A 21,244-nucleotide genomic window follows, 5' to 3' on the forward strand; every position below is an offset into this window, starting at 1 on the left:
CATTCCGATGCCCGACGCGATCCTTCCGAGCAAGTGCACCATCATTCCTTGCCTCGACTGGTACAATCCAAAGCTCTACCTGTTCGATCCCGCCCTCCAGAATTTCTCCGAGGCGTTCCAGACTCCGGTGCTGCTTACCAAAGTGGGCAGCTCCGTCGCCGCGCTGGACCAGACGACCGGTGCGCACGACGTAACCAGCGCCGTGTCGCCCGGTGTCGCGGCGTTGATCGGCGACACGACCAGGATGTGGCTGACTCCGTCCGAGGCAGCGTACCGGGTGAGGCGCACCCCGCACCGAGGCGGCGTGCAAGCGGTGGCCTTCCCGCGGGACTTGAACTCGACGTCGACCGTAGACGTCGTGCTCGGCACAGCCGGTGGACTGACCGGCGGCCGGCGCATCGGCGACGTGATCGAGACCAGCGCGGTGGGTCCTGCCGGAGCGAGCCCGCGGGCGCGGACGGACGTGCGCGCCGTGCTCTCCGGGGTCGAGGAGGCGGTCTACATGGTGGGAGGTCGCTCCGCCAGCGGCAGCGCGAGCCAGGCGATCTGGCGCTACACGATCGCTGATCGCGCGTGGCGAATCGTCGCCGAGCACGCCGCGGTCGTTCCGTCGTCCCAGGTGCTCGCGGTTGCCTATGATCAGCCCAACGGAAAGTTGTACGTGCTCGACCTGGACGACGAGGCCCACTCGAACGGGAAGAACCTCCGCGCTCGACTCACGAGCTACGACGTGCGCGCCGGCACGGCGAAGCAGCTCGCGACCTGGCCGTACGCGGGCATCTATGAGCAGCTCTGGCTCTCCACGACGGATGACGGGAGCCTGCTCCTGTTTGGAGCCAAGAAGCAGACATACAGCGTCTGGCGCCTGCAGCCGAAGCCCGACGGCATCAAGTACACCGGCATTCACGTCGGGCTCGGGCACCTGCTAGGCCAGCCGACGATGGGCGAGCACGACCCGGTGATCGCCGTCGAGAAGGTCCCGGGCAAGATCGAATACCGTGAGCTCACGCCCGGTGGGTTCGCTGGCCCAAAGCCGTGCTCCGCACTATGAGAGCGCGGTTGAGCCTCGGGCTCGCTGCGCTCGCCTTGCTTCGGTGCGGCGCTTGCGGCAGCGAGTCCGGCGGACAGCCGGACCCGACCGGGGGTGACGCTTCGCTCGATGCTCCCGGCGGCGGGGGCTCGAAAACCGACGCGTCAGGCGGCGGAGGAACGAGCACCGACGCACCCGCGGGCGGCGGAGGATCCGCTGGTCTGGTGAGCGACGCCGGGCTTTCGCCGGAGCAAGCCTGGCTTGCCGATCCGGAGGCGTGGCAGCCCGTGGCGGGAACGGAGTTCACGCAGCCGCTGTGCTCCGTGTACGAGGCACTGGAAGGCAAGATCGGATTCCCGAAGCTGATGTGGCTACCGTGCGGTGACGGCTGTGAAGGCGCCCTGCTCGCCGAGGGCTACGGTTCGCAGGGCGGGCTCCCGACGGCGACGACCTATGCGCTCCCCGGCGGCGCAGCGGCATTCCTCACCTACGACGTTTGGGTGAACGCCCCGACGACCTGGTACTACGTTCGACGCGTGGTGCGTCTCGACGATGGCGCGACGGTCGGCGCGCTCAGTGGGCGTAAGAAGGCGAATCCACCGGTCGCCACTTGCGTCTTCGGCAACGGCCGAGAGAGCGCTCGCGCAAACGTTTTGTCCGGCGGGGACCCGGGCAGCCAGATGCGCATGGTTGCGCCCATCGGCGGTGGTCAATGGGTCTGGTCGCTTCCGGCCAAGCTCCAATCCAAGACACCTATCGGGCTCGTGGAGTTCGACATCGACGCGAACGGTGGGGCGATGTTCATGACGGGAAAAGGCGGTGTCTGGGCCCTACTCGATCCAAAAGTGAACAACTGGACGCCCCTCGAGACACCATCGGCATCTTCGCGGGGTGCAGGACAAGGTGACCTTGCCGTGTGGACGGACTACCCGGCTTCCGGCCCCGCGCGGATCCTGGGATGGGCGCCGGACGGCAAGGGCGTACGAACTCTGTTTGACCCGGCGCCGCCGGGCACTTGCGCGCTGAACGTGACTCCCACCGCGATCGTCGGCATCGCGCTGGACGGCGGCAGTGGGTGTTCGACGCTGCCCGTAGCCACCAAGGGACGCTTCTGGTGGTCCCCCCGCAAGTACCAAGCGGCGGGCCCTGGCGCAACGCTTGGCCCCGACCTGCCGGGCGATGCCGTCGCGCCCTTGAACGTCGTGCCCGTGCGTGCGTGGGGCAACCATGTCGCTGTCGTGCTGGGCACGCTCAATGACGCCGGCGTCCTGGATGGTGGCGCGTATTTTCTGATAATGAACACCTCGACCGGGAAAATCTGGAGGCTCGGGGCAGCGCCCGGCCATAGTGTTCACCCGGACGCCTGGACATTGACCCCGACTCACTTCTACTACGGGGATGCGGAACCTGCGGACGGCCCCAAGATCGTGCGGCGCATGCTCAGGCTGGAGCTCGCGAAGCTCGACCAGGTCGCGAAACCCCAGAACTGAGGCGGGCGATGAAACTCGCGCCGGGGCTCGTGACGCTGGTCTTGCTCGCTATCGCGCTGCCTGCGCGTGCCGAGCTCAGTCCAGTGGTGGTCCATCCCGAACGGGAGCCTCGCGTGTTTCCACGGCGCTGGATCGAGCTCTCCACGCATTTCGCCGGCGCCGCCGGCAATTGCGCCGCACCGTGTGAAGGTGTCGAGAGTCTCGGCTACGCCGCGGGCGTCACTGCGCTGTTTCGTCCGAGCCGCAAGTACGCCGTTGCCGTTGGTTGGGATCGTGCCTGGTTTCGCTGGCAGCCGGAGAATCGCGATTCTCTGACCGTCCATGTGACCGTCCATCGGCTTGGCATGCGCTTCTATTTGCTCGATACGGCGCGCTTCGACGGCTGGCTAGAAGCCTCGGTGACCCAGCAGCTCTGGGGAGCCTCCGGGGATGCGAGCACAGCCGGCGCGGGCCCCGGCCTCGGGACAGGAGTGGGCCTCGACGTGTTCGTGTGGGACTACGTGAGGCTCGGCCCATTCGCGCGCTCCGACCTCGGCTTCCAAGACTCAGGGCCGACGTCGGGCGGCGGCGCGGTTGCGCCCTCGAGTGAGCCCCTGACTGCGCCGGCCATCCACTTGGTCTTCCAGCTCGGTCTGGCGGTAACCGTCACCTTCGGGCCAAGGAGCCAGCCCTAGCGGCGAGCGTCACGGCGCGTAGCAGCGGAACCCGATCTCTCCGAGGTTTTCGATCAGCAGCGTCAGCCTGCTCGAAACGTGGCATCGGTGGGCGCCGGAGCGCCGGCGCGGGGATCAGGACCAGGCTGCCTCAGCAGCGCGTTCTCGGCGATGAGCTCGTCGCGGGAGCGACGGACGTCGGCCACGAGCCCGCCGAGCACCGGCCACGGGCGAAGCGCTACGTCCAGTGCGCGGCCGGCGCTGCGCACGACGGCGGTCACGGCTGTCTTGGCTACTTGGTGCATCCGCGTTCGTCCACGCCATTGCTTTCACGCCGCTCGCCGGTACTCGTGATGCAGTCCGTTCAAGACGGGGCGCGCGATCACCGCACCGCGCCCCGCAGCCGCCGTCGAGCAGCCAGCCGGGATGAGTTGATCGATCCCTTGGTGAGTCCGGTCCTGATCAAAATAGCGCGCGTACTCGACGAGAATCTCGAGCAGCTGACGCTCGCCGAGCACCAGGACGTGGTCGAGGCACTCGCGACGGACACTCCCCATGAAACGTTCACAGAAAGCGTTCGCCTTCGGCGCCCGGACGGGCGTTTTCAGCACCCTCGTGCCGACTCCGCGGGCGACGCGGTCGAAGTCACCTCCGTACTTGTCGTCACGGTCTCGAATGATGAAGTGCGGCCCGACGCCAAACGCTGTGGCGTTGCGGAGTTGCTGTGCAACCCAGCTCGAGCTCGGGTTGCACGTGACGCCCACGCTCACGACCTTGCGCGATCCCAGCTCAATGACGACCCTGGGAAGTCCCAGAAGTGGGATGAAGAACGCGAAGAGTGGGCGGAACCAGAGGTCGAACGTCTGGATGAAGTCACACGCCCAGATCTGGTGCATGTGATTGCTCACGAAGGTCGCCCAGCTTTGGCCCGACGGCGGGCGCCCAGGCGTTCAAGGCGCGCTGGCACGCCCTCGATTACACCAGCGATCTGACCTTCTGGCGCGCCCGCAGCGTTCGGTCCGCGAAGTGCCAAGGCGCAGCTGAACTACTCGGTGATGGTCGGAGCCCACAACAACGATCTGGCGAAGCGTCTCGAGCTCAACGGCGAGGCAAAACGCCTGGCACCCCAGTGGCCCATGGCCCACGTGTATTACGGCGACACCCTGTGCCGGATGAACAAGCCGGAAGAGGCGTGGCCGCACTACGTGACGGGCTTCGAGCTCGGCCCCAACGATCCGAACCTGATTGCGCTGGGCATGCAGTGTTTGTGGGACCACAAGGCGATCGAGGCTCACCACGACGAGCTGCTCGATCTGGCGGAGAAACACCCCGGATCCTGGCTCAACTACTTCGCGATCGAGATCGTGTACCGAGGCGAAGAGCACAAGGGCGTCGAGAAGAAGTACCGCCCGCGGGGCTACGACGAGGGGCCGAAGAAGGATTGATGCCTCCCCTCGTCGCCGCTTCGCGGCGCCGGTCCCTCCTGACGCGGCAGCGCGCGCCGGCTGACGTCGCGCCAAGACCACGGCGCCCCGCCGATGGCGCGCGCTGCGCGCGTGGAGGGGACGTCGCTCCGCGCCTGTGACGACGTCGCTTCGATGACGGCGGCGGATGGGCGCCGGTGCCACGAGTGGCGATCGCCACTGGCGAAGGCGCTGTCGCCACCTCTCGGCGTGGGTGAAGTCGTCGAAATCGCAGGCGGGCGTCGCGGGCACGCCTGTTGCGAAGGCATGCCTCGTGTCCGGCACGCCGACGTACGCACGCCGCCGCCCGGAGGCGACCGCGCTCCACCAGGTCGTGCGCGACAATCTCCTCACGCTCTACGCTGCGGCGGAGGACGGCTTCGCCTCGCCGCTGCCCAGCTTCGTGAGGAAGAACTAGAAGGTTTCATCGACTGCGGCGTGCGCGCGCGTGGATTCGCCGTGCTCGCGTGCCCTGACTGCCGCGAGCAGAAGGTCGTTGCCTGGTCCTGAAGGGTCGCGGCTTCTGCACCTCGTGCGGAGGCCGCCGGATGACCTCCACCGCGGCAGATCTGGTGGAGCACGTGCTCCCCGACGTCCCGCTGCGACAGCTCGTGCTCACGCTGCCGTTCGAGCTGCGTGCTCGGCTCGCCTATGACGGCGAGCTCCTCGGCGCGGTGACGCGGACCTTCGTGGACTCAGTGCTCGCCTGGTACCAGCGACAGGCGCGAGCTCGCGGCGTCCCTGGCGGCAAGAGCGGCGCGGTCACGGTCGTGCAACGCGTCAACTCGGACTTGCGACTCAGCCCGCACCTGCACTCCCTGTTTCTCGACGGAGTGTTCACCGAAGACGAAGGCGGCGAGCTCGTCTTCCATCCGCTGCCCTTCCTCACCAACGACGACGTCGGTGGCATTCTCCAGATCGTGCGTGCGCGCGTCCTCGCGCTCTTGCGGCGCAAGGGCGTGATCGAGGACGACGCAGTCGCCCGCGACGCCAAGCTCGCTGACAGCGAGCCCGCCCTCGCCGCGCTCGCAGCCGCGTCCGTCACCGGCACGCTGCCCGCAGGTCCCGCCCTTCGCCGTCGAGACCCCATCCAGCTCCGCTGCGAGGCGGAGCTCCACACCAAGGCCCTGTGCGCCACGGAGGGTGGCTTCTCGCTCCACGCCGCAACGACGGCGAGGGCCGGCGATGCCGCGGGACGAGAGGCACTGTGTGCAAGTACATCCTGCGCCCGCCGATCGCGAACGAACGCGCCCAGCTCCTTGGCGACGACCTCGTGCGCCTCGTCCTCAAGAGGCCGTTCAGCGACGGGACCTTCGCGCTCGACCTCGACCCGCTCGCCCTCCTGGTGCGGCTCGCGACCACGGTGCCACCTCCCGGCTTCCACACCGTCAGGTACGCCGGCGTGCTCGCCGCCGCCAGCAAGTGGAGAGCCCGAGTCGTTCCCCCTCCGCCGTCGCCGGCACCCTCGGCGCATGCAGAAGGCGACCCGAGTTGCACGACGAGCTGCGCGACCTGCAGCCCGAAGGCGAAGGACAAGCCGGCCACCCATCGTTCGGGATATCGCCCTGGCGGAGCTGCTCATGCGCGCGTTCAAGATCGACGTCGAGCGCTGCGACAACTGCGGTGGGCGAATGAAGCTCCGTCACCTCGTCATGGCCACGGCCAGCATCGAGAGATACCTCGCGTGGCTCGGCGAGCCGTCCGATCCGCCACGCCTCGCACCCGCACGCGGTCCACCCTACTTCAAGCACCCCGCCATCCGCCGGCGGCTGGCCGACCCTGGCGAGCCTGCTCAGGCGGAGCTGTTCGACGCGCACTGACGCGCGCTCGAGGACGCAGACCTCCGTCCACTGCCCCGACTCGAGGACCTGCCCCCGAGCTCAGGTTCGAGCGAAGCACCCAACGGCCCCTTGGGCCCTCCGACTACGCCGGCCGGAGCCTTTCTCGCAACGACCTCGCCCTCTCTGGCCCTCGCTGCCGCCGCGCGCCCTCCATCGAGGGGGTGCTTGTAGAACCTACGCGCGTGGAAGCACACGTTCGGGTGATCCAAGCTCTACGTAGCCACGCTACTCGCCAGGTCGACGCGGGCCCTGTTGAGCGGCATCATGACGTCTCGATCCCTGACTTCGTTTTTCGCCACCATCGTCGGCGTCTTTGCATCCAGTGGATGCAGCTCCCAGTCGGGAGTGACCGACACCGACTGTCCGAGCTATCTGGTCAGCCCCGACGGCGGCGTCGCGGGTTTCTCCGCTGTCGGCGAGTGGCGGACGGACGCCGTCTGCAACCAGTACTGCGAGCCGGACTTTCCGGTTTGCCAGCTTGACACCCCGACGACGGTCAGATGTCAGAAGGGCTGCGGCTGACGGCGGGTGCAGCGGCAGTCATGCGGCGTGCGGCTCAACGCATCAGGGTGCGGAGGATCTGCGAGGCGCATCAGGGCCTGGGTTGTTGTCAGCCTCGTCGACACCTGCGAGGTGGGGCAGGACAAGACGGGAAGGCCGTCGGCCCGGACGTGCTCCGCCACCGCATGGTCCTCTCGTACGAGGCCGAGGCCGAAGAGGTCACGGCGGAGCAGATCGTGAAGCGGCTTTTCGAGGTTGTAGAGGTTCCCTGGATCGGCGCGTGAGCCAAGCGCACCCCGGAAAAGCGGGCGGGTACAACCACCTTTTCTCCGCTCGGTGCCCGCACCGGGGACACGCGGGCGGGTGAAGACGACCTGTACCCCGGCGGATGACCGCGATGCGCCCGATGCGGACACCGGGCGGGTAACACCTTGGGTGAGCCGTTTTGGCCCCCACCGGCCATGGTATTTTGAGGACAACTCGATGCCCCGCCCAGCCTCCCTGGCTGCTCCGCCACACCTGCGACTGCTCGAAGCGAGACAGCCGCAGGAGGACATCTGCGCCGCACTTCGAGCGCGGAGGGCCTGGGCAGAACGAACGTTCCTCGACATTCACACACCGTTTGTCGAGCGCCTGCTGACTCGCATCCTCGGCTTCGACCACGATCTGGATGATCTGGTCCAGGAGGTCTTCATGCGAGCGTTTGCGCGAGTCGGCGACCTTCGTGACGACAATCTCAAGAGCTGGGTCGGAGCTTTCACGGTGAATGTCGCGCGTGAGGCACTCCGACGCAGAAGACGCAAGCGATGGCTCAGCTTCTCGGCACCCGAGGAAATCCCGGAGGTGGCCGCAGAACTGGCGACACCCGAGATCCGCGATGCGGCGCGTGCGCTCTACTCACTGCTCGCTAGGATGGGCGCCGACGACCGCGTCGCCTTCACATTGCGTTTCATCGAGGGAATGCAACTCTCGGAGATAGCCCTCCTTTGCGACGTGTCGCTCTCGACGGTCAAGCGCCGAATCCAGCGCGCTGAAGCATGGTTTTCGGCACGAGCCAGGCGGGATCCTCGCCTGGCGGAATGGGTAACGTCATGAGCGACGGGCTCGATAGTCTCGGTGTCGACATCCGGACGCTGCAGAACCGCAGGCTTGCCGAGCGCGAGCGCGCCTCCGTCGATGAGCGCGTCGCCCGCGTGCGTCAGGGCCTGGCTGACAATGCGCGAACCCGCCCTTGGTCGCGTCCGTTCCTTCTGGCGGTCGCCAGCTTCGCTCTCACCTTCTCCGCCCTCTTTCTGTTCCTATCCCGTCCGGCCGCGCCGCTCGTTGCTGTGCACGCGGGTAGAGCAGTTGATATCGGCGGATGGCTCGAAAGCGAGCGCGACTCGCAGCCTCTCGCGTTCTCGGACGGAACGTCGCTAACCCTGTCTTCCCCTTCCGCGCGCGTTTGGTGTGGATCAACGCAAATGGGGCCGAACTCGCCCTGGAGCGAGGCACCGTCCACGCTTCCGTCGTGAAGCGTCCAGGAGCACGCTGGGTCGTCGCAGCCGGACCGTTTCGGGTGCTGGTCACCGGCACTCGCTTCGCCGCAACCTGGGATCCACAAAGCGAGGTGCTGACGGTGTCCATGGAAGAGGGTTCGGTGGTTGTCTCGGGTCGCTGCGTGGAGTCCAGGGCGCTCTCCGCCGGCGAATCTGCCTCGTTCGGTTGTCGCGACGCCGTCACGCAGGCTGACCCGCCGCGTATGGAGTTCCCTCGTTCACCGGTCGTCGAGACCACCACCCCTCCGAAGCAGCCACCGCCACGGCCACAGCCGGAGCGGCAAGTCGGGACGAGCACGCAATCGGCGCCGCCACCGGTGGCCGAGTGGAATGCGCTCTCGCGTGAAGGCCGCTTCAGGGAAGCGCTCGCAGCAGCGGAGACGGAGGGTTTTTCGAGCTTGTGCGCGAGCATGAGCGCCGAGCAGATCTTGCAACTCGGGAACTCGGCACGCCTCGCGGGGAGTACGGCTCGCGTGCACGAAGCGTTCCTCTCGCTGCGCCGACGCTTCCCCGGGTCCGGCCCCGCGGCCACGGCGGCATTTCACCTGGGGCGCATCGCATTCGACGGGAGTGGAGACTACGCGACTGCTCAAAGATGGTTTGCGGCGTACCTCGCCGAGCAGCCAGGCGGAGGCTTCGCCGAAGAGTCCCTCGGTCGCCTGATGGAATCGGAGCACCGCGCGGGCGCTCGCGCGGCCGCTGAGGCAAGCGCGACTCGGTACCTGGTGCGCTTTCCGAACGGTGCGCACGCCGCGTTCGCAGAGAGCCTGATCAGGAAATGAGCTGGACACGGCCCTCGAGCGTGGCACTCGCCGTGGCGCTCCTCTTGGTGACGGGCGTCGTCCGTGCAGCACGTGTTCGCTTCGTTTCGGAGGCGAGCGAGCCGTTCAACCGTCGCGTGGTCGCCGAGCTCACCAGCGTCGGCTTTGACGTCGATGAAACCCACGATGTCGACGCGCCTCTACCCGAGGGCAGCGTGGCTGTGGTCCACGCCAAGAACGAACCTGCTCAGGTCGAGGTGTGGCTGCTCGAGGCGACCGGTCGCGCGGTCCTCTCTGTCGTGATCGAGCGCGACCTTGTATCAAGCGACGCCGCCGACTCCACGAAGATCGCCGAACGCCTGCGGGCGCTCCTGCAACCTCTGGCGGAGGCGCGGCCGGAGCCGACGGCCACGGCGCCCGAGCCGGTGCCCCGTCGCGCGACCGGCGTGGTGCTGCCACCCGTTCACGATTCGCTGTCCGAACGCGCGCCGACCGTGAGGGCACCCCAGCACTTGCTCCTCGACGCGGGTGGCGCGGTCTCGACACAACCGGGAGGTGCGGCTGTCTCGCTCGTCGCGGGCATTCACTACACCGTGGCGAACCCGTGGGGTGTGTGCGCGTTCGTCGCGTTCCCGATCCTCGGTTCGACCGTCGAAGAGCCAGATGCGAGTGCCGATGTCGCAGCCCGATTGATAGGCCTGGGCGGGGCAGTGGATGTGCTGCCCAAGGGACCGGATCTTCGATTCATGGTCGGCGCGGGCGCGGGCGTGGCATGGCTCACTGCCAAGGGACAGGCAGTGGCGCCGCGTGAAGGGCGGAATGTGGAGACTCTCACCGGACTCGGATTCGCCGACGCGGCGCTCGCCCATCGCGTCCTGGGCGACACTTGGCTCGTCGCGCGTGGGTTGCTCGGCATTGCCGTCCCGAAAACCGACATCGAATTCAGCGGCTCGCCAGTCGGCAGCTTTGGTCGACCGCTCGTCATGACCACTCTGTCGATCGGATATGCCCTATGAGCCTTTGCAGCGCGTCGCGGCCATTGATGAGTCAGATGATCAAGCGAGCGTGCTGGATGACCTGGGCTTGCGTGCTCGTTCTGAGCGCCTGTGGTGGGCAAACGATCGAGCCGGTACGAGGCGGGCCCGACGGGGGCGGCGCTGGCGGGAGCAACGATGGAGGCGGTGGCACTGCTGGCACTACCGCGGGGACTGGGGGGAGCAGCGGCGCCGGGGGCGCCGGGGGCACTGGCGGCGTGAACGATAAGAACCCGCTCACCAGCGAGATCCTCGAGATATGCGGAGTCTTGAGCGGAACGTCGTGCTCAGCCGGGCTGTGTGTAACCAGCCTGCTGCACAAGCAGGGGCAGGCGATTCTCTACGGCTGTACCGATTACCTCCAGGACTTCCTGGCGTGCTCCAAGAAGAACCCATGGCTCTGCAAGCCGTACCCCGATGCGCCTGCCGTGGAGTACAACCCAGCGTGTCAGGCTCAGAACGACGTGCTCCTCGCGTGTCTGCCGGACTGCAGCGCCACGTTCGGCGAGACGAGCTGCTCGTTCTCCTGTAAAGGCAACATCCCGTGGTCCGTGAGCTGTCAGGAAGCAGATGGAGGACTCAACTGCCTCTGCACGTCAGGCCCGAAGACGGGGCTAGAGTTCAGCTATGGCGGTGGCTGCCATGGAGGCCTCGATTTTCAAATAGGCACCGAGTCGGTTTGCGTCGGCGCCGTCGCCTGGTGAGCGGGACGTTCACCCGCGAACACCGAGCGTCAAGTCGTCAGTCGGCGATCCGCTTCGGACGCGGGAGAGTGCACGTCGACGACCGCGACGGGAAACATCACGGACACTTGACGGTGAGGTTCCCGGTGGGATCGGCCGCGCACTGGAAGCCGCCGCACTTGGCGGTGATGCACGCGCAATCCGGCGCCGGCTGGCATCCTGACGGCAAGGCCTTGCACGAATAGCTGTCCGCAAATCCGATCATGTCGGTGAGCCACACCTGGCAGTACTCGGTGCCGATCGTGCAAAACCTGGTGCCGCATGCAAAGGAACCGATCGGAGTGGCGCACGTGCCTCTGACATCGAGATCCGTGCCTTTCGCGTACGCCGCGCAAGCGTCGGGCTCGATGTTGCCGTTGCAGGTGCACACCGGCCCGAGGCCCTCGTCGCACAACTGTACTCGCGGCGAGCACACACCCTTCTTCTGCCCAGCGCCGCAAGCGTTGTCGTAGTAGTAGCAAAACTTGTCGCTGCTGCAGGGGCTCGAAGGCGAGCATTCACCGGACGAACCGGCAGCTCCCGAAGTCCCACCGGCACCCGCGGCAGACCCAGCTCCACCACCGCCGGATGCCACGTCCGGCCACCCTCCGTCGCATGGGTTCAAGCTGAGGCTGCTGCCAGTGAGCACGCAATTCCATTGTCCAGTGGGACACGCGCAGGCGTACTGCCGAAGCCCGGTCACGTACTTCACGCCGGGCTCGCAGAGGAACTGAACGTTGATATCGCAAGCGGAGTCGGTCACGCAGGTGCCGCTCAATAGCTGGTGGACCACCACTCCCCCCGCCGGACAACTCGGGTCGTTGGGAACCGAAGCGTCATGCTCCGGTAGGGCCTGCGAGTCGTCGTCGGCGCAGCCGGAGAACGGCAGGAGCGCGATCGAGAGTAGGAGGAGCACGGACCGCACCATGACTCAGTTCTAGCACTCTGGAGGTGAACGGCTGGCTCAGGCGAGCGGTTGGTCGGCGAACCACCGCCCCGGCGATCGCATGTGCGGAAGGGGCACAGCGTCGACCCACGTCGAGCATGTCAGAGCGCGAACGCAACGACCGCGCCCCTTTCATGGCGCCGCAACGAGGGCCCGGATAGAATGCACCGATGAGCGCGACGCGCTTGGTCCTCGTCGGTTTCGCGGTGGGCGTCATCGCCTGTTCCGGAAAGACGGATCGAAGCTGCAACGAGGCTCTCGACGACTGCGGTCAAGCGTCTGGAGGTTCGTCCGGAACCGGTGCCACCGGCGGTGCGCCGAGCGGCGGTAACGGCGGCGTGCCTACGAGCCCAAAGCCCCCGGACGGACCGTTTCCGGCACCGAACGTCGCAGCGGCGAGCTGCTCCGCGCCGGGCACGGTCACCGACGTCTTCGATCTCGCGGGCGTTCGTGCGTGGCTCGCGAGGATCTGGTTTTTCTGCAGCGGCGGTTCCGTCTTCGAGCCGCCCCACGATGGCATCGAGTTTGCAGAAGACGGTCACTGGTATTTTCTGGACTTGAAGCTGGGAAAGTTAGTGCGGCGCGAGGGGTTCTCGGGCGGCGGCGACTGGGACTTGGTCGACATGTCGAGCATGAACGGCCCCGGCCCCAACTCGGTTCAGCTCAACATCAACAGCTCCCAGGGCGGCGGCATCCCCGCGTTCGTTCACTTCGCGGTGGAGCCGCTGAAGCTCAACCTGAGCGCGTACCCCGGCGTGCCTACGGAGTACGTCGCGGCGAGCGCCGCAGGCCCGCCAGCCGCCTGCGCAGTGTGCGAGCATCCCTTGTTCACTTGCGGGAAACCCGGCTCGGAGTCCGTCGACTTCCAGCTGGAGTCGCAGCAGAGCGGCGGTTGCACCGGACGCATCGTGATGGCCGGGGGTGTGCCTTCCACCGAGCTGAAGATCCACTGCAGCCCCGCTGCAGTCTGCGCCAACGAGCTCTGCTCACCGACCATGCTGACCGAGACGTCGTTCACCTGGAACGGCGCGACGTGTAGCGCCTCGCACTGAATCTGAACCCAATGGAACCGTCCCAGCTCCGCCTTGTCGTCGGAATCGTCCTCGCAGGTGTGGCGGTGCTGGTCCAGTGCACGGCCGAGGAGAATCCCGGCAACGGTGGGCAGGCGACCTGCGAAGGCAACGCTGCCACACGTTGCGCGGCGGGGTGTGGCTCCGACGTCGTGGCCCAGGAGGTCTGCGTCGACGGTGAGTGGCGCTGTCCCGAGGGCACCGTGCGCGGCTCCGACTGCCCGGCGGGCACGTGCTTCGGCTACTCGATCTGCTGCGGCCCAGGCGGCGACCACAAGTCCAAGATCTGTCCGACCTACGACGGGCTCCCGTCGCCCGCGCTCGGCAAGTGCCCAGACGGCTATTTCGACTGTCAGTTCGGCGACGGAGGACCAAGCGGCGGAAGCGGTGGCGGAGCGGGCAGTGGCGGAAGCGGCGGCGAGCCCCCCGACGCGGCCGGCCTGCTCGCCGAGTGTTTGACGTCGAAGGGCCAGTCCTGCGCGTTCTGCTGCGGCAAATACTTTTCCTCGGAGATGAAGGCCTTCGGCGCGACTCTTCAGCCGTGCGTTTGTGCAAGTGCTGGGCCGTGTGCTTCGGCTTGCACAGATAACGGGTTCTGCACCGACCCGAGCTTCGGCCCGAGCTCGACTTGCGAGCCTTGCCTGCTGGCGCAGCGCGCCCCGAACGCACCGTGTGCGGCCAGCGTCACCGCCTGCGCCGCGTCCGCGACCTGCGCGCCGTACCTCGAGTGTCTTTCGTGGTGCGTTGCGGACGGGGGCTGACGCCGTCAACGTGGGCGCCCGACTCCTTGGGCCCTGGCTCGAAGCGGGGTCCTCGAGCTCGCCGGCGAACTCCTCACCGCTCAGATTCGACCGCCGCGAAGAACGTGACGCCGTCAGGTTGGGAACGCTCGTCGACGTGGAACTCTGGCCGAGCAGGTAGTACCAGCGGCCTGCGATGGCCTTCGCGGGTTCTGGCGGGACAGCAGCTCTCCGGCCTCGGCTCGCGCGTACCCGTTGTGCTCGCTCCTCTTTGCGCAGCATCATGTTTCGCATGAGCGACGCCTGGATGACGAGACTGAAAGACCCTCAGCCCTGGTCGGCGCCGCGGCCGCTGCCGCAACCGGCCACCGCGGGTGACATCTGCGTGCGGCTGTACCAGCAGGGCGATGGCCCGGCCCTCTTCGCTGCGATAGACGACCGTCGCGAGGCGCTGCTCCCATGGATGGCCTGGGCCTCGAGCGACCCGCAGCGGGTCGACGACAGCATCTTCTACGTCGAGCGCTGTCGCCGAGCGTACGAGAAGGCCGATTGCCTCGATTTCCCCGATGGCTATCTTGGACTCGAGCTCCGGTGCGGTCCTAGGCGGCACTGGCCTGCACAAGATCGTCCCGGACTTCCGACAGGCGGAAATCGGCTACTGGGTCCGCGCGGCACGCACCAGGGCAACGGCATCTGCACGCAGGCGATCGGAGCTCTGATCAGCGCGGGACTTCGGCCCACCGAACAGGGCGGGGTGGGGCTGCGCCGCATCCTGATCTTCAACGACGTCGAAAACGTCGCCTCCCGGCGAGTGTGCGAGAAGCTCAGGCTGCGCCTCGAGATGCGGATGCAGAAGGACCGGTACCTCGATTCGTACCGGGACACCCTTGGGTTCGCGGTGCTGGCTGACGAGTGGGACTTCGAACACAATCGGACGAAGCTGGGGACCGCGGGACAGACCTGATGGCAGAACCCTAGTGGCGTGGAATTCGTGTAGAGGAACAACAGCGCCGCCGGTTCGTCGGCCCGCCGGATGAGCGCGAGCGTCGCGGCGGTGCGCAACGTTGTAACCGGCGGCGGGCAAGCGCATCACGGCGCAAACGTGACGACGAAAACATCGAATGCTCCACCCGAAAGCGGAGTGCCGCCGAAGTCGAGCGCGCTAGAGAACGTGCCCACCACCGCGAAGCGGCCCGATGCGCCGCCGCGGGCGAATGTGGGCGAAGCCGCCCCGTACGCCTGTGTCCACGCGATCGCGCCGGCACTGGTCAGCTTCGAGACCAGCCAGCTGTCTGGTGAGGGCGCGAAGACCGTGCCGCCCACATCGACCGGCGCGTTGAAGCGCACGACCACCGCAGTTGAGCCGTCGGGATTGCCCGCGAACCCCCAGCATGGATCACTGCCGGTGCCCCCGAACGAGCGGCTCCAGAGGTGGTTTCCGGAGGGATCGAGCTTCGCGACGAAGGTGTCCGTACCACCCTTCGACACGACCGCGGGTCCACCAAACGACTGAGAGCCCCAGAAGGTGCCTGCAAGCGTCACCCCTGCCGCGTCAGCCGTAATCCCGCCGACACTCTCCCAGTTGTTATTCAAGCCGTACGACCGGCTCCACGCGGTACTTCCGGTGGCGGAGAGCTTCACGAGGATGTCACCCGCCCCGGCGCTCGTGTGCAACCCAGTGCCAAAGTCGATGGTCCCGTCGAACATGCCCGCGGCGTAGATGTCGCCGGACGGGCCGACGGCCAGCGCTGCGACGCCATCCGATGCCGCGCTGCCGAAGCGCTTACTGAAGAGCTGACTTCCCGCGGAGCTCAGCGCGGCGACGTAGATGTCGTTGGCGCCCGTGCTCACCAGCGGACCACCACCGAAGTCGAGCGTACCGGTGAACGAGCCGGCGATCACGATGTCGCCATTCGGGGCGACCGCCAAAGTCCTCGCCTCGTGCTGCGAGGCGTCTCCGAAGCGTTTGCTGAAGACATGCTGACCGGTGGCGCTCAGCTTCGTGAGAAACACGTCCCAGCTCACGGCGCTGACCAACGGACCACCGCCAAAGTCGATCGACCCGGAGAAGATGCCGCTCATCAACACGTTCCCCGAGGCGTCGCTCGCGACCCCCAGCGCTCGGTCGTCACCGGAGCCGCCAAAACGCTTTGCCCAAACTGGGTTGCCCTGCGCACCGAGCTTCGCGAGCACCGCGTCGTTCGCCCATCGCGGGAAGCGGCGTGCTGGCGACAGTGACAGGCCCGTTCACTGTCGCGACCACCAGCACGTCACCCTGAGGAGAGAACGCGACACGTTCGGCAAAGTCCTGCTGGCCGGGATTGCCAAACGCGAAGCTCCAAAGGTCGTGTCGACACGAGCTCGGGCAACTGTCACCGTCGAGCTGATTCCCGTCGTCGCACAGCTCCGATCCGACGACGGAGGAGTCGCCGCAACTGGGCTGACACACGCTCGGCTTGCCCGTGCACTTCCAACCGGCGTCCACCTTGCAGGAAGCCGAACAGCCATCCCCGGGCGCGGTGTTCGCGTCATCGCAACTCTCGCTTCCGGCGATCAGCGCGTCGCCGCATTTCGGAGCACAGGTGCTGGGGGCACCCGAACAGCCATACCCGAGCTCGATGCCGCAGGTGGCGGAGCAGCCGTCGGAGCCGACCTTTCCGTCGTCGTCACACACTTCCGGGTCGGCGACGACGCCGTCCCCGCAGACGGCGCACGCAAGGCTGGGTGCGGCGCTGCGATTCTTCAGCAACGTGATGGCGCCGCCGCCGATCACATCCGCGCGGCCATCGCAACTCTCCCTGTGGCGCCCACGGAAGGCGATTCGGGATCGTCGTCGTATGCTCCATGGTTGGGTCGAACCAGGTTCGCTCATCGGGACCGCCTGGCACTCCACGGAACGGTTGAGCTGGATTCTCGCCCAAGCCGGTCAACGTCGGCGAGCACCAGGTGGTCGTCGCGGCGGCCGGATACTCCGACCGGCGCTACGCGGTGACGCTGGCACGCGCTCCAAGTACGCGCAGAACACTTTCGCTGGCCGCATCTACCGCGGCGTCGTGCAGCGAACCGCGGCGAGCTCCCACGCGGGCTCGCGCTGCAGGGCGGCGCCACGGCGAACCACGAAATCGCGCCTGATGCATTCAGCCCGGCCCGAGACAATCAAACCGGGCGAGTTGGATGGTGGACGCGAGGTCGGTCGTGGCCCAGCTGATCACTACGCTGTGACCGCTGGGCGACCCGATGATGTTCGGGTGGCCTTGGAAACTGGACGCGAAGGGGAGACTTTGCAGCAGGTCGCCATGAGCATCGACCATGGTGAGCACAAGGTTGGCCTTCGTGTCTGGTGGATGGTCCACCCAGGCAAGAGCCAGCGTCCCATTCTCGGTGGACGCCGCGTCGACGTACGCGGGGAATGCTTTCGCGCCACTGAGCACGAAGGGACCAAAGAATGCGCCCGCCACGGCGTCGACACGGGCCGCGTTCAGCACCGGTGCGGCGCCGCCGCTCGCATGCGTCCACGCCACAAAGGCACCCGTGGGATGGGACGCGACGGAAATGGCGTTTGGCGGAGCGTCGACCTTGAAGCTATGCAGCACGCTCACGGAACCGCTCGGCAGCAAGTGCAACACGTCGATACGAAGTGGCGGGCCGCCGGCGTTGCTGGACCCACAGCCACCCGGCGGCGCGAGGGCGCCATTGGAAAGCGCGAGCAGCCAGCCGTCTTGGAATCCAATGGCGTCCGCGGTGACGCCCCCGGAGGCACATCCGAGGGTCTGGGTGCTCACTTCTGGTGTCGGGCCGCTGGACTCCACGATGTGGACGACGAGCCGACCGTCCTGGGAGGCGGTGCCAAGGAGATGCACCCCGGGTTGCGCTCCGCGCGCGACGAAGAGCGGCGCCCCAAGGGGAAACAGCGGCAAGCCGGGAGCAACGGGGCCCATCGCCGGGTCAATGCTGGGGGTGAACCCGAGCATTGGCCCCTGACCGAGGAGCAGGGCGAATCGACCACCAAAGCTCGAACCAGCGCGGAGATCACTCGCGAAATCCACCGCCGGTAGAAGCGAGACCGCCGGCGCCAGCTTGCCGGCCAAGGGCCACGCCAACCACGGTGAGAACGTCGCAGCATCGACATCCGACTTGGACGCCGGGCCCAGTGCGGCGCTCCGAATGAACGCGACCGACACCTGCTGGCCGTCGTCGCTCGACGAGACGGTCTGTGGACCCATGTCAGCGGAGGCGGAGCCCGGCTGGATTTCCACCACGGGATCGACCTGTAGGAGTGCGACGCACCCAGCAACGCCGCTCGTGCCGCCGATTGCGCCGCTTCCGCCGACCGCGCCAATTCCGCCGATAGCGCCAGTTCCGCCAGTGGCGCCGGCTCCGCCTGTCGATCCCACGGCTCCAGTGCCTGCACCGCCGCTGTCGACGCCCGCGCCGGGGTCGATCAGACCGGTGCGCGAACCGCACGCGGCGCAGAGCGCCACCGCCACTACTCGTCCGACGGAAGTTCTACGCGGCCGCATGGAACTGCTCCAACGTCAAGGCGCCGCCGTCACGCACAGGCCCAACTGGCAGCTCTTTGAACACCAGTCCGTCCAGGGAGTTACGAGCGCGCGCATCGCATCAGTCTACGCGTTCTGCAAGCGGACGTCGCGTGCACTCGTCGAGGCGTTCCCGCCGGGAGCACCTCGCTCCTTCGTCGGCGCTCGACGCAGCGCGACGGGTGAACTTCAGGAAATCCTTCGCCGAGTTTTGGGCACGGGACTCTCTCTATGACGAGCTGCACTTCAGCACACTCGCGGCAAAAACAAGTGAGCCACGCGAGCCCAGGACCTACCCGCAGCTCGGGACGGGTGGCTTGCCTGCTCGCGCAGCGCGCCCCGAACGCAGCGTGTGCGGCCAGCGTCGAGGCCTGCAGCGCGTCCGGCACCTGCGCGCCGTACCTCGACTGCCTCTCCTGGTGCGTCGCGGACGGGGGCTGACGGCGTCAGTTCGCGCCCAAGCGGGCAACTGTCATCGCCTAGTTCCCGTCGTGCGTGCGTACCCGCCGGCAGCAGCGCGTGACGCCACGCGCTCATCGGCGCTGACCGCTGCTATTCTCGGGGAGCGTGGAGGAGCACCAATGAAGTCGCGGCTTTTCTTCTGGACAGTGCTGGTTGCGTCGGCAGCGATACTGGATGCCTGCGGAGGCAAGACCGACAATTCGCTCGAATCCTGTACTCCCGGTGAGATTCGCGTCTGCGGGGCGAAGGGCTCCTGCTATGTGCAGTGTCTCGCCAGCGGCAACGCTTACTCGGACTGCACGTGCGGCGGTGCGGGGTCGGGCGGTGGCGGTTACGGCGGCTACCCGGTCGGCGGCACAGGCGCCTACGGCGGGTACCCGACCGGCGGCAGCGGCGGCGATCCCTGGGGCGGCGGTGGCTATCCAACCGGTGGCAGCGGCGGCCTGCCGTGCGGGAATTGTCCCGGGTACAAGCTCCCCGGGCTATTCGACATGAAGCCGTGCTGTTCGGTCAGCGGCGGCTGTGGGGCACTGGTGGAGCCCAGCGTAGCTGCGCTCATCGGCATGAACCCGGGTTGCTACCCGACGAACCAATCGGGCGCGGTCGACCCGAGCTGTCCCGCACTCTTCTATCCGAACCTACTCGATGGCGGTTCCGGCAGCTTCGCGGGATGTTGCTCTGCGACGACTGGCACCTGCGGCGTGATGATCGACACCACATCGGTCGGCGGGCCCTACTTCGGCTGCACCGACGTCGGGGCCGGTGGCGGCGGGCCGCAAAAGTGTGGCAGCTCGAGCGGCAACTGCAGCGTGTGTGCGCACGCGCAGTGCTCCGTCGAGCTGGACGCGTGCACGTCGAACCAACAATGCACTCAGATTCTGTCTTGCGTATCGGCGTGCACGGAGCAGGCCTGCGTCGACAAGTGCGTCGCGGTCTACCCCGCAGGCAAGCCGACGTTCTACGGGTTCATGACCTGCGTCGAACAGAAGTGTCAGACGGACTGCCAGTAGTTGCGCGCACCTGGTCCAGGAGCTCCTCGGCCTGCAAGCACAGCTTCTGCTCCCGGATGTGGCGGGCGGTATGATGCCCGCGGCGCGGACAGAGCAGCTCCGACCCCGGAGATCGGCTTCAGGTCTACCGGGACCTTCCGATCGTCTATCAGAAGCTGGAGGAATGGGAGGCGGTGGACTCCGCGCATCGCTCTCTGCTCAACCTCGAGCCCGACTCGGCCTGGGTGCGCGGAAATTATGCCGGGCATATGAGCTCGCGAAAGCAGTTCGGCCGCGCGCGAGAGATGGCCACCGCGGCCCTCGCCATCATGGACTACCCGGCCGGGCGGCTCACGCTGAGCAATGCCTCGTCACTCGAAGCCATCGAGCTCTTGCTGACGAACGGTGACGCGAAGCAGGCCGAGCGGCTTCTCGACGACGCGAGGGAAGCATTCCGGGGATCGGTCGAAGAGGAGCTCGGCCGCGGTCTGCTCGCCGTGAAGCGAAAGGACAAGGCGGCTGCGCGGGCTCACTTCGAGCGCGTCCTCGTGCTCGCCCCGGAAAATGCCATGGCGAAAGAGGCGCTGGCGCAGCTCGACAGCAAGTGAGACGGTTCAGCCAGGCCGCGGCAACAGTTCGAGAAGGGCGCCCGGCAGCCTTGGCTCGCTGGCGTGAGGTGAACCGGAGCCCGGCCTTGCCCGGCAGCGGGTAAGTGCTGGCGGGCAGCGAGCATTGTGCCGACATGCTCTCGATGTTCCGGTCGCTGTGTCGGGTAGTCTGCGTAGAGGAGGCAGGATTCGGGTTCTCGCGTCCGAAGGCGGCGCGGATGCGGAAGGGAGCCGCTAACATGACGCCCATGCGCTGGTTCATCGTGCTGCTGGTTGCCTCGGTCACCCTCGCATGTGGCTCGCGCTCGGGATTGCCAGCTTTCGAGAGCGAGTTGGGCGAGACCGGCGGTTCGGTTCACACGAGCGGAACTGGCGGCGTTGGCGGGAGCGGTGGCTACGGTGGCTACGGTCGCAACGGTGGCTACGGTGGGACTGGGGCCGTCGGTGCGGCGGCGGGGAGTGGTGGAGTGGGAGGGATCGCGGAATGCTCCGAACCGCTTCTGGAAGGAATCGCGGATGTCGTCGGGAGCAGCAAGCACGATGAATTGGACCCAGCACTCGCTGCTTCGACCGACAACGGTTCCAAAGTCACCCTGATGTTCCGCTGGCAGGCACTCTCCGCAATCGAGCCCATCGGGCTCCGCCTCCCAAGCTTGGCCACCTGGACTTCGACGCCTGGGAAGCGAGCTGGCCCGCTTCATTGGGTCAAGCCTGGGTTGCTCAGAGCTATGGGTCCGGCAGCTCGTTTGCGCTCGGCGACGCACCCGGCGATGCGCATGCGTTCCTGTTTCACGACGACGGTTTCACGACCGGATTCACCGGCGCGGCCTTCGCACCTTCGGCAGTGCCCAAGGGCGT

At 67.1% G+C, this 21,244-nt stretch carries 23 protein-coding genes and 1 pseudogene; 18 read left to right on the forward strand and 6 right to left on the reverse strand.

Annotated elements, in window-relative coordinates; translation table 11 throughout:
- From IPI67_24330 to IPI67_24340, 3 genes are all read left to right on the forward strand, one after another.
- Positions 1–1,051: hypothetical protein (locus IPI67_24330; GenBank protein ID MBK7583306.1), on the forward strand; the 1,051-nt coding region annotated here is incomplete at its 5' end.
- A gap of 8 nt (positions 1,052–1,059) precedes the next feature.
- Positions 1,060–2,520 carry a hypothetical protein gene (locus IPI67_24335; protein ID MBK7583307.1) on the forward strand — a complete coding sequence of 487 codons (1,461 nt, stop codon included), beginning with the start codon at positions 1,060–1,062 and terminating at the stop codon, positions 2,518–2,520.
- Between the two features lie 8 nt (positions 2,521–2,528).
- A complete protein-coding gene (locus IPI67_24340; protein MBK7583308.1) occupies positions 2,529–3,194 on the forward strand; it encodes a hypothetical protein in 666 nt (221 codons plus the stop codon).
- Between the two features lie 62 nt (positions 3,195–3,256).
- Here IPI67_24340 and IPI67_24345 read toward each other — a convergent pair whose 3' ends face one another.
- Both IPI67_24345 and IPI67_24350 read right to left on the reverse strand, forming a co-directional pair.
- Positions 3,257–3,454, reverse strand: a complete 198-nt coding sequence (locus IPI67_24345) for a hypothetical protein (protein MBK7583309.1) — start codon at positions 3,452–3,454, stop codon at positions 3,257–3,259.
- Positions 3,455–3,502: 48 nt separating this feature from the next.
- A complete protein-coding gene (locus tag IPI67_24350; protein ID MBK7583310.1) occupies positions 3,503–4,081 on the reverse strand; it encodes a transposase in 579 nt (192 codons plus the stop codon).
- Between the two features lie 147 nt (positions 4,082–4,228).
- Here IPI67_24350 and IPI67_24355 point away from each other — a divergent pair, with 147 nt between their 5' ends.
- From IPI67_24355 to IPI67_24400, 10 genes and pseudogenes are all read left to right on the forward strand, one after another.
- Positions 4,229–4,618: a hypothetical protein gene (locus tag IPI67_24355; GenBank protein ID MBK7583311.1), complete on the forward strand. Its 390-nt coding sequence runs from the start codon at positions 4,229–4,231 to the stop codon at positions 4,616–4,618.
- Positions 4,619–4,910: 292 nt separating this feature from the next.
- Entirely contained in the window at positions 4,911–5,054 is a 144-nt protein-coding gene (locus IPI67_24360) for a hypothetical protein (protein ID MBK7583312.1), read from the forward strand.
- Positions 5,055–5,184: 130 nt separating this feature from the next.
- Positions 5,185–6,456 (forward strand): transposase, encoded by a 1,272-nt coding sequence (locus IPI67_24365; GenBank protein MBK7583313.1) that lies wholly within the window; start codon positions 5,185–5,187, stop codon positions 6,454–6,456.
- Between the two features lie 285 nt (positions 6,457–6,741).
- The gene (locus tag IPI67_24370) at positions 6,742–6,999 is read left to right on the forward strand and encodes a hypothetical protein (protein ID MBK7583314.1); all 258 of its coding nucleotides are present in this window, start codon (positions 6,742–6,744) and stop codon (positions 6,997–6,999) included.
- 122 nt (positions 7,000–7,121) lie between these two features.
- A pseudogene (locus IPI67_24375) lies at positions 7,122–7,262 on the forward strand (ATPase).
- A 199-nt stretch (positions 7,263–7,461) separates the two neighbouring features.
- Positions 7,462–8,073: a sigma-70 family RNA polymerase sigma factor gene (locus tag IPI67_24380; GenBank protein ID MBK7583315.1), complete on the forward strand. Its 612-nt coding sequence runs from the start codon at positions 7,462–7,464 to the stop codon at positions 8,071–8,073.
- Positions 8,070–8,492 carry a hypothetical protein gene (locus tag IPI67_24385; protein MBK7583316.1) on the forward strand — a complete coding sequence of 141 codons (423 nt, stop codon included), beginning with the start codon at positions 8,070–8,072 and terminating at the stop codon, positions 8,490–8,492. The genes IPI67_24380 and IPI67_24385 overlap by 4 nt, the downstream gene beginning before the upstream one ends.
- On the forward strand, positions 8,489–9,298 hold the full coding sequence (locus tag IPI67_24390) for a hypothetical protein (GenBank protein MBK7583317.1): 810 nt from the start codon (positions 8,489–8,491) through the stop codon (positions 9,296–9,298). Before IPI67_24385 ends, IPI67_24390 begins: the two co-directional genes overlap by 4 nt.
- The gene (locus tag IPI67_24395) at positions 9,295–10,293 is read left to right on the forward strand and encodes a hypothetical protein (GenBank protein MBK7583318.1); all 999 of its coding nucleotides are present in this window, start codon (positions 9,295–9,297) and stop codon (positions 10,291–10,293) included. The genes IPI67_24390 and IPI67_24395 overlap by 4 nt, the downstream gene beginning before the upstream one ends.
- A 35-nt stretch (positions 10,294–10,328) precedes the next feature.
- A complete protein-coding gene (locus tag IPI67_24400) occupies positions 10,329–11,015 on the forward strand; it encodes a hypothetical protein (GenBank protein MBK7583319.1) in 687 nt (228 codons plus the stop codon).
- 97 nt (positions 11,016–11,112) lie between these two features.
- Here the strand turns inward: IPI67_24400 and IPI67_24405 are convergent, their stop codons facing one another.
- Entirely contained in the window at positions 11,113–11,961 is an 849-nt protein-coding gene (locus tag IPI67_24405) for a hypothetical protein (protein ID MBK7583320.1), read from the reverse strand.
- Positions 11,962–12,149: 188 nt separating this feature from the next.
- Between IPI67_24405 and IPI67_24410 the strand changes: the two genes are divergently transcribed.
- From IPI67_24410 to IPI67_24420, 3 genes are all read left to right on the forward strand, one after another.
- A complete protein-coding gene (locus IPI67_24410) occupies positions 12,150–13,031 on the forward strand; it encodes a hypothetical protein (GenBank protein ID MBK7583321.1) in 882 nt (293 codons plus the stop codon).
- 11 nt (positions 13,032–13,042) lie between these two features.
- Entirely contained in the window at positions 13,043–13,810 is a 768-nt protein-coding gene (locus tag IPI67_24415) for a hypothetical protein (GenBank protein ID MBK7583322.1), read from the forward strand.
- Between the two features lie 271 nt (positions 13,811–14,081).
- Positions 14,082–14,753: a GNAT family N-acetyltransferase gene (locus tag IPI67_24420; GenBank protein MBK7583323.1), complete on the forward strand. Its 672-nt coding sequence runs from the start codon at positions 14,082–14,084 to the stop codon at positions 14,751–14,753.
- Positions 14,754–14,878: 125 nt separating this feature from the next.
- Here the strand turns inward: IPI67_24420 and IPI67_24425 are convergent, their stop codons facing one another.
- From IPI67_24425 to IPI67_24435, 3 genes are all read right to left on the reverse strand, one after another.
- On the reverse strand, positions 14,879–15,982 hold the full coding sequence (locus IPI67_24425) for a hypothetical protein (protein ID MBK7583324.1): 1,104 nt from the start codon (positions 15,980–15,982) through the stop codon (positions 14,879–14,881).
- Complete coding sequence (locus tag IPI67_24430) at positions 15,918–16,562, reverse strand: DUF4215 domain-containing protein (GenBank protein MBK7583325.1); 645 nt, start codon at positions 16,560–16,562, stop codon at positions 15,918–15,920. The genes IPI67_24425 and IPI67_24430 overlap by 65 nt, the downstream gene beginning before the upstream one ends.
- Before the next feature lie 364 nt (positions 16,563–16,926).
- Positions 16,927–18,309 (reverse strand): hypothetical protein, encoded by a 1,383-nt coding sequence (locus IPI67_24435; protein ID MBK7583326.1) that lies wholly within the window; start codon positions 18,307–18,309, stop codon positions 16,927–16,929.
- A gap of 599 nt (positions 18,310–18,908) precedes the next feature.
- On the opposite strand from IPI67_24435, the gene IPI67_24440 reads away from it, so the two are divergent.
- Both IPI67_24440 and IPI67_24445 read left to right on the forward strand, forming a co-directional pair.
- Positions 18,909–19,799: a hypothetical protein gene (locus tag IPI67_24440; protein MBK7583327.1), complete on the forward strand. Its 891-nt coding sequence runs from the start codon at positions 18,909–18,911 to the stop codon at positions 19,797–19,799.
- Positions 19,800–20,047: 248 nt separating this feature from the next.
- Positions 20,048–20,386 (forward strand): hypothetical protein, encoded by a 339-nt coding sequence (locus IPI67_24445; GenBank protein ID MBK7583328.1) that lies wholly within the window; start codon positions 20,048–20,050, stop codon positions 20,384–20,386.
- Positions 20,387–21,244: the final 858 nt, after the last annotated feature.

This window comes from Myxococcales bacterium, assembly GCA_016706225.1.
Classification (GTDB): domain Bacteria; phylum Myxococcota_A; class Polyangia; order Polyangiales; family Polyangiaceae; genus JADJKB01.

Coding starts and splice junctions, on each gene's coding strand:
- IPI67_24405 (MBK7583320.1), bottom strand. CDS start 11,961: ATGGTGCGGTCCGTGCTCCTCCTACTCTCGATCGCGCTCCTGCCGTTC.
- IPI67_24420 (MBK7583323.1), top strand. CDS start 14,082: ATGAGCGACGCCTGGATGACGAGACTGAAAGACCCTCAGCCCTGGTCG.
- IPI67_24400 (MBK7583319.1), top strand. CDS start 10,329: ATGATCAAGCGAGCGTGCTGGATGACCTGGGCTTGCGTGCTCGTTCTG.
- IPI67_24395 (MBK7583318.1), top strand. CDS start 9,295: ATGAGCTGGACACGGCCCTCGAGCGTGGCACTCGCCGTGGCGCTCCTC.
- IPI67_24355 (MBK7583311.1), top strand. CDS start 4,229: ATGGTCGGAGCCCACAACAACGATCTGGCGAAGCGTCTCGAGCTCAAC.
- IPI67_24445 (MBK7583328.1), top strand. CDS start 20,048: ATGAGCTCGCGAAAGCAGTTCGGCCGCGCGCGAGAGATGGCCACCGCG.
- IPI67_24370 (MBK7583314.1), top strand. CDS start 6,742: ATGACGTCTCGATCCCTGACTTCGTTTTTCGCCACCATCGTCGGCGTC.
- IPI67_24380 (MBK7583315.1), top strand. CDS start 7,462: ATGCCCCGCCCAGCCTCCCTGGCTGCTCCGCCACACCTGCGACTGCTC.
- IPI67_24340 (MBK7583308.1), top strand. CDS start 2,529: ATGAAACTCGCGCCGGGGCTCGTGACGCTGGTCTTGCTCGCTATCGCG.
- IPI67_24415 (MBK7583322.1), top strand. CDS start 13,043: ATGGAACCGTCCCAGCTCCGCCTTGTCGTCGGAATCGTCCTCGCAGGT.
- IPI67_24440 (MBK7583327.1), top strand. CDS start 18,909: ATGAAGTCGCGGCTTTTCTTCTGGACAGTGCTGGTTGCGTCGGCAGCG.
- IPI67_24385 (MBK7583316.1), top strand. CDS start 8,070: ATGAGCGACGGGCTCGATAGTCTCGGTGTCGACATCCGGACGCTGCAG.
- IPI67_24365 (MBK7583313.1), top strand. CDS start 5,185: ATGACCTCCACCGCGGCAGATCTGGTGGAGCACGTGCTCCCCGACGTC.
- IPI67_24435 (MBK7583326.1), bottom strand. CDS start 18,309: ATGCGGCCGCGTAGAACTTCCGTCGGACGAGTAGTGGCGGTGGCGCTC.
- IPI67_24410 (MBK7583321.1), top strand. CDS start 12,150: ATGAGCGCGACGCGCTTGGTCCTCGTCGGTTTCGCGGTGGGCGTCATC.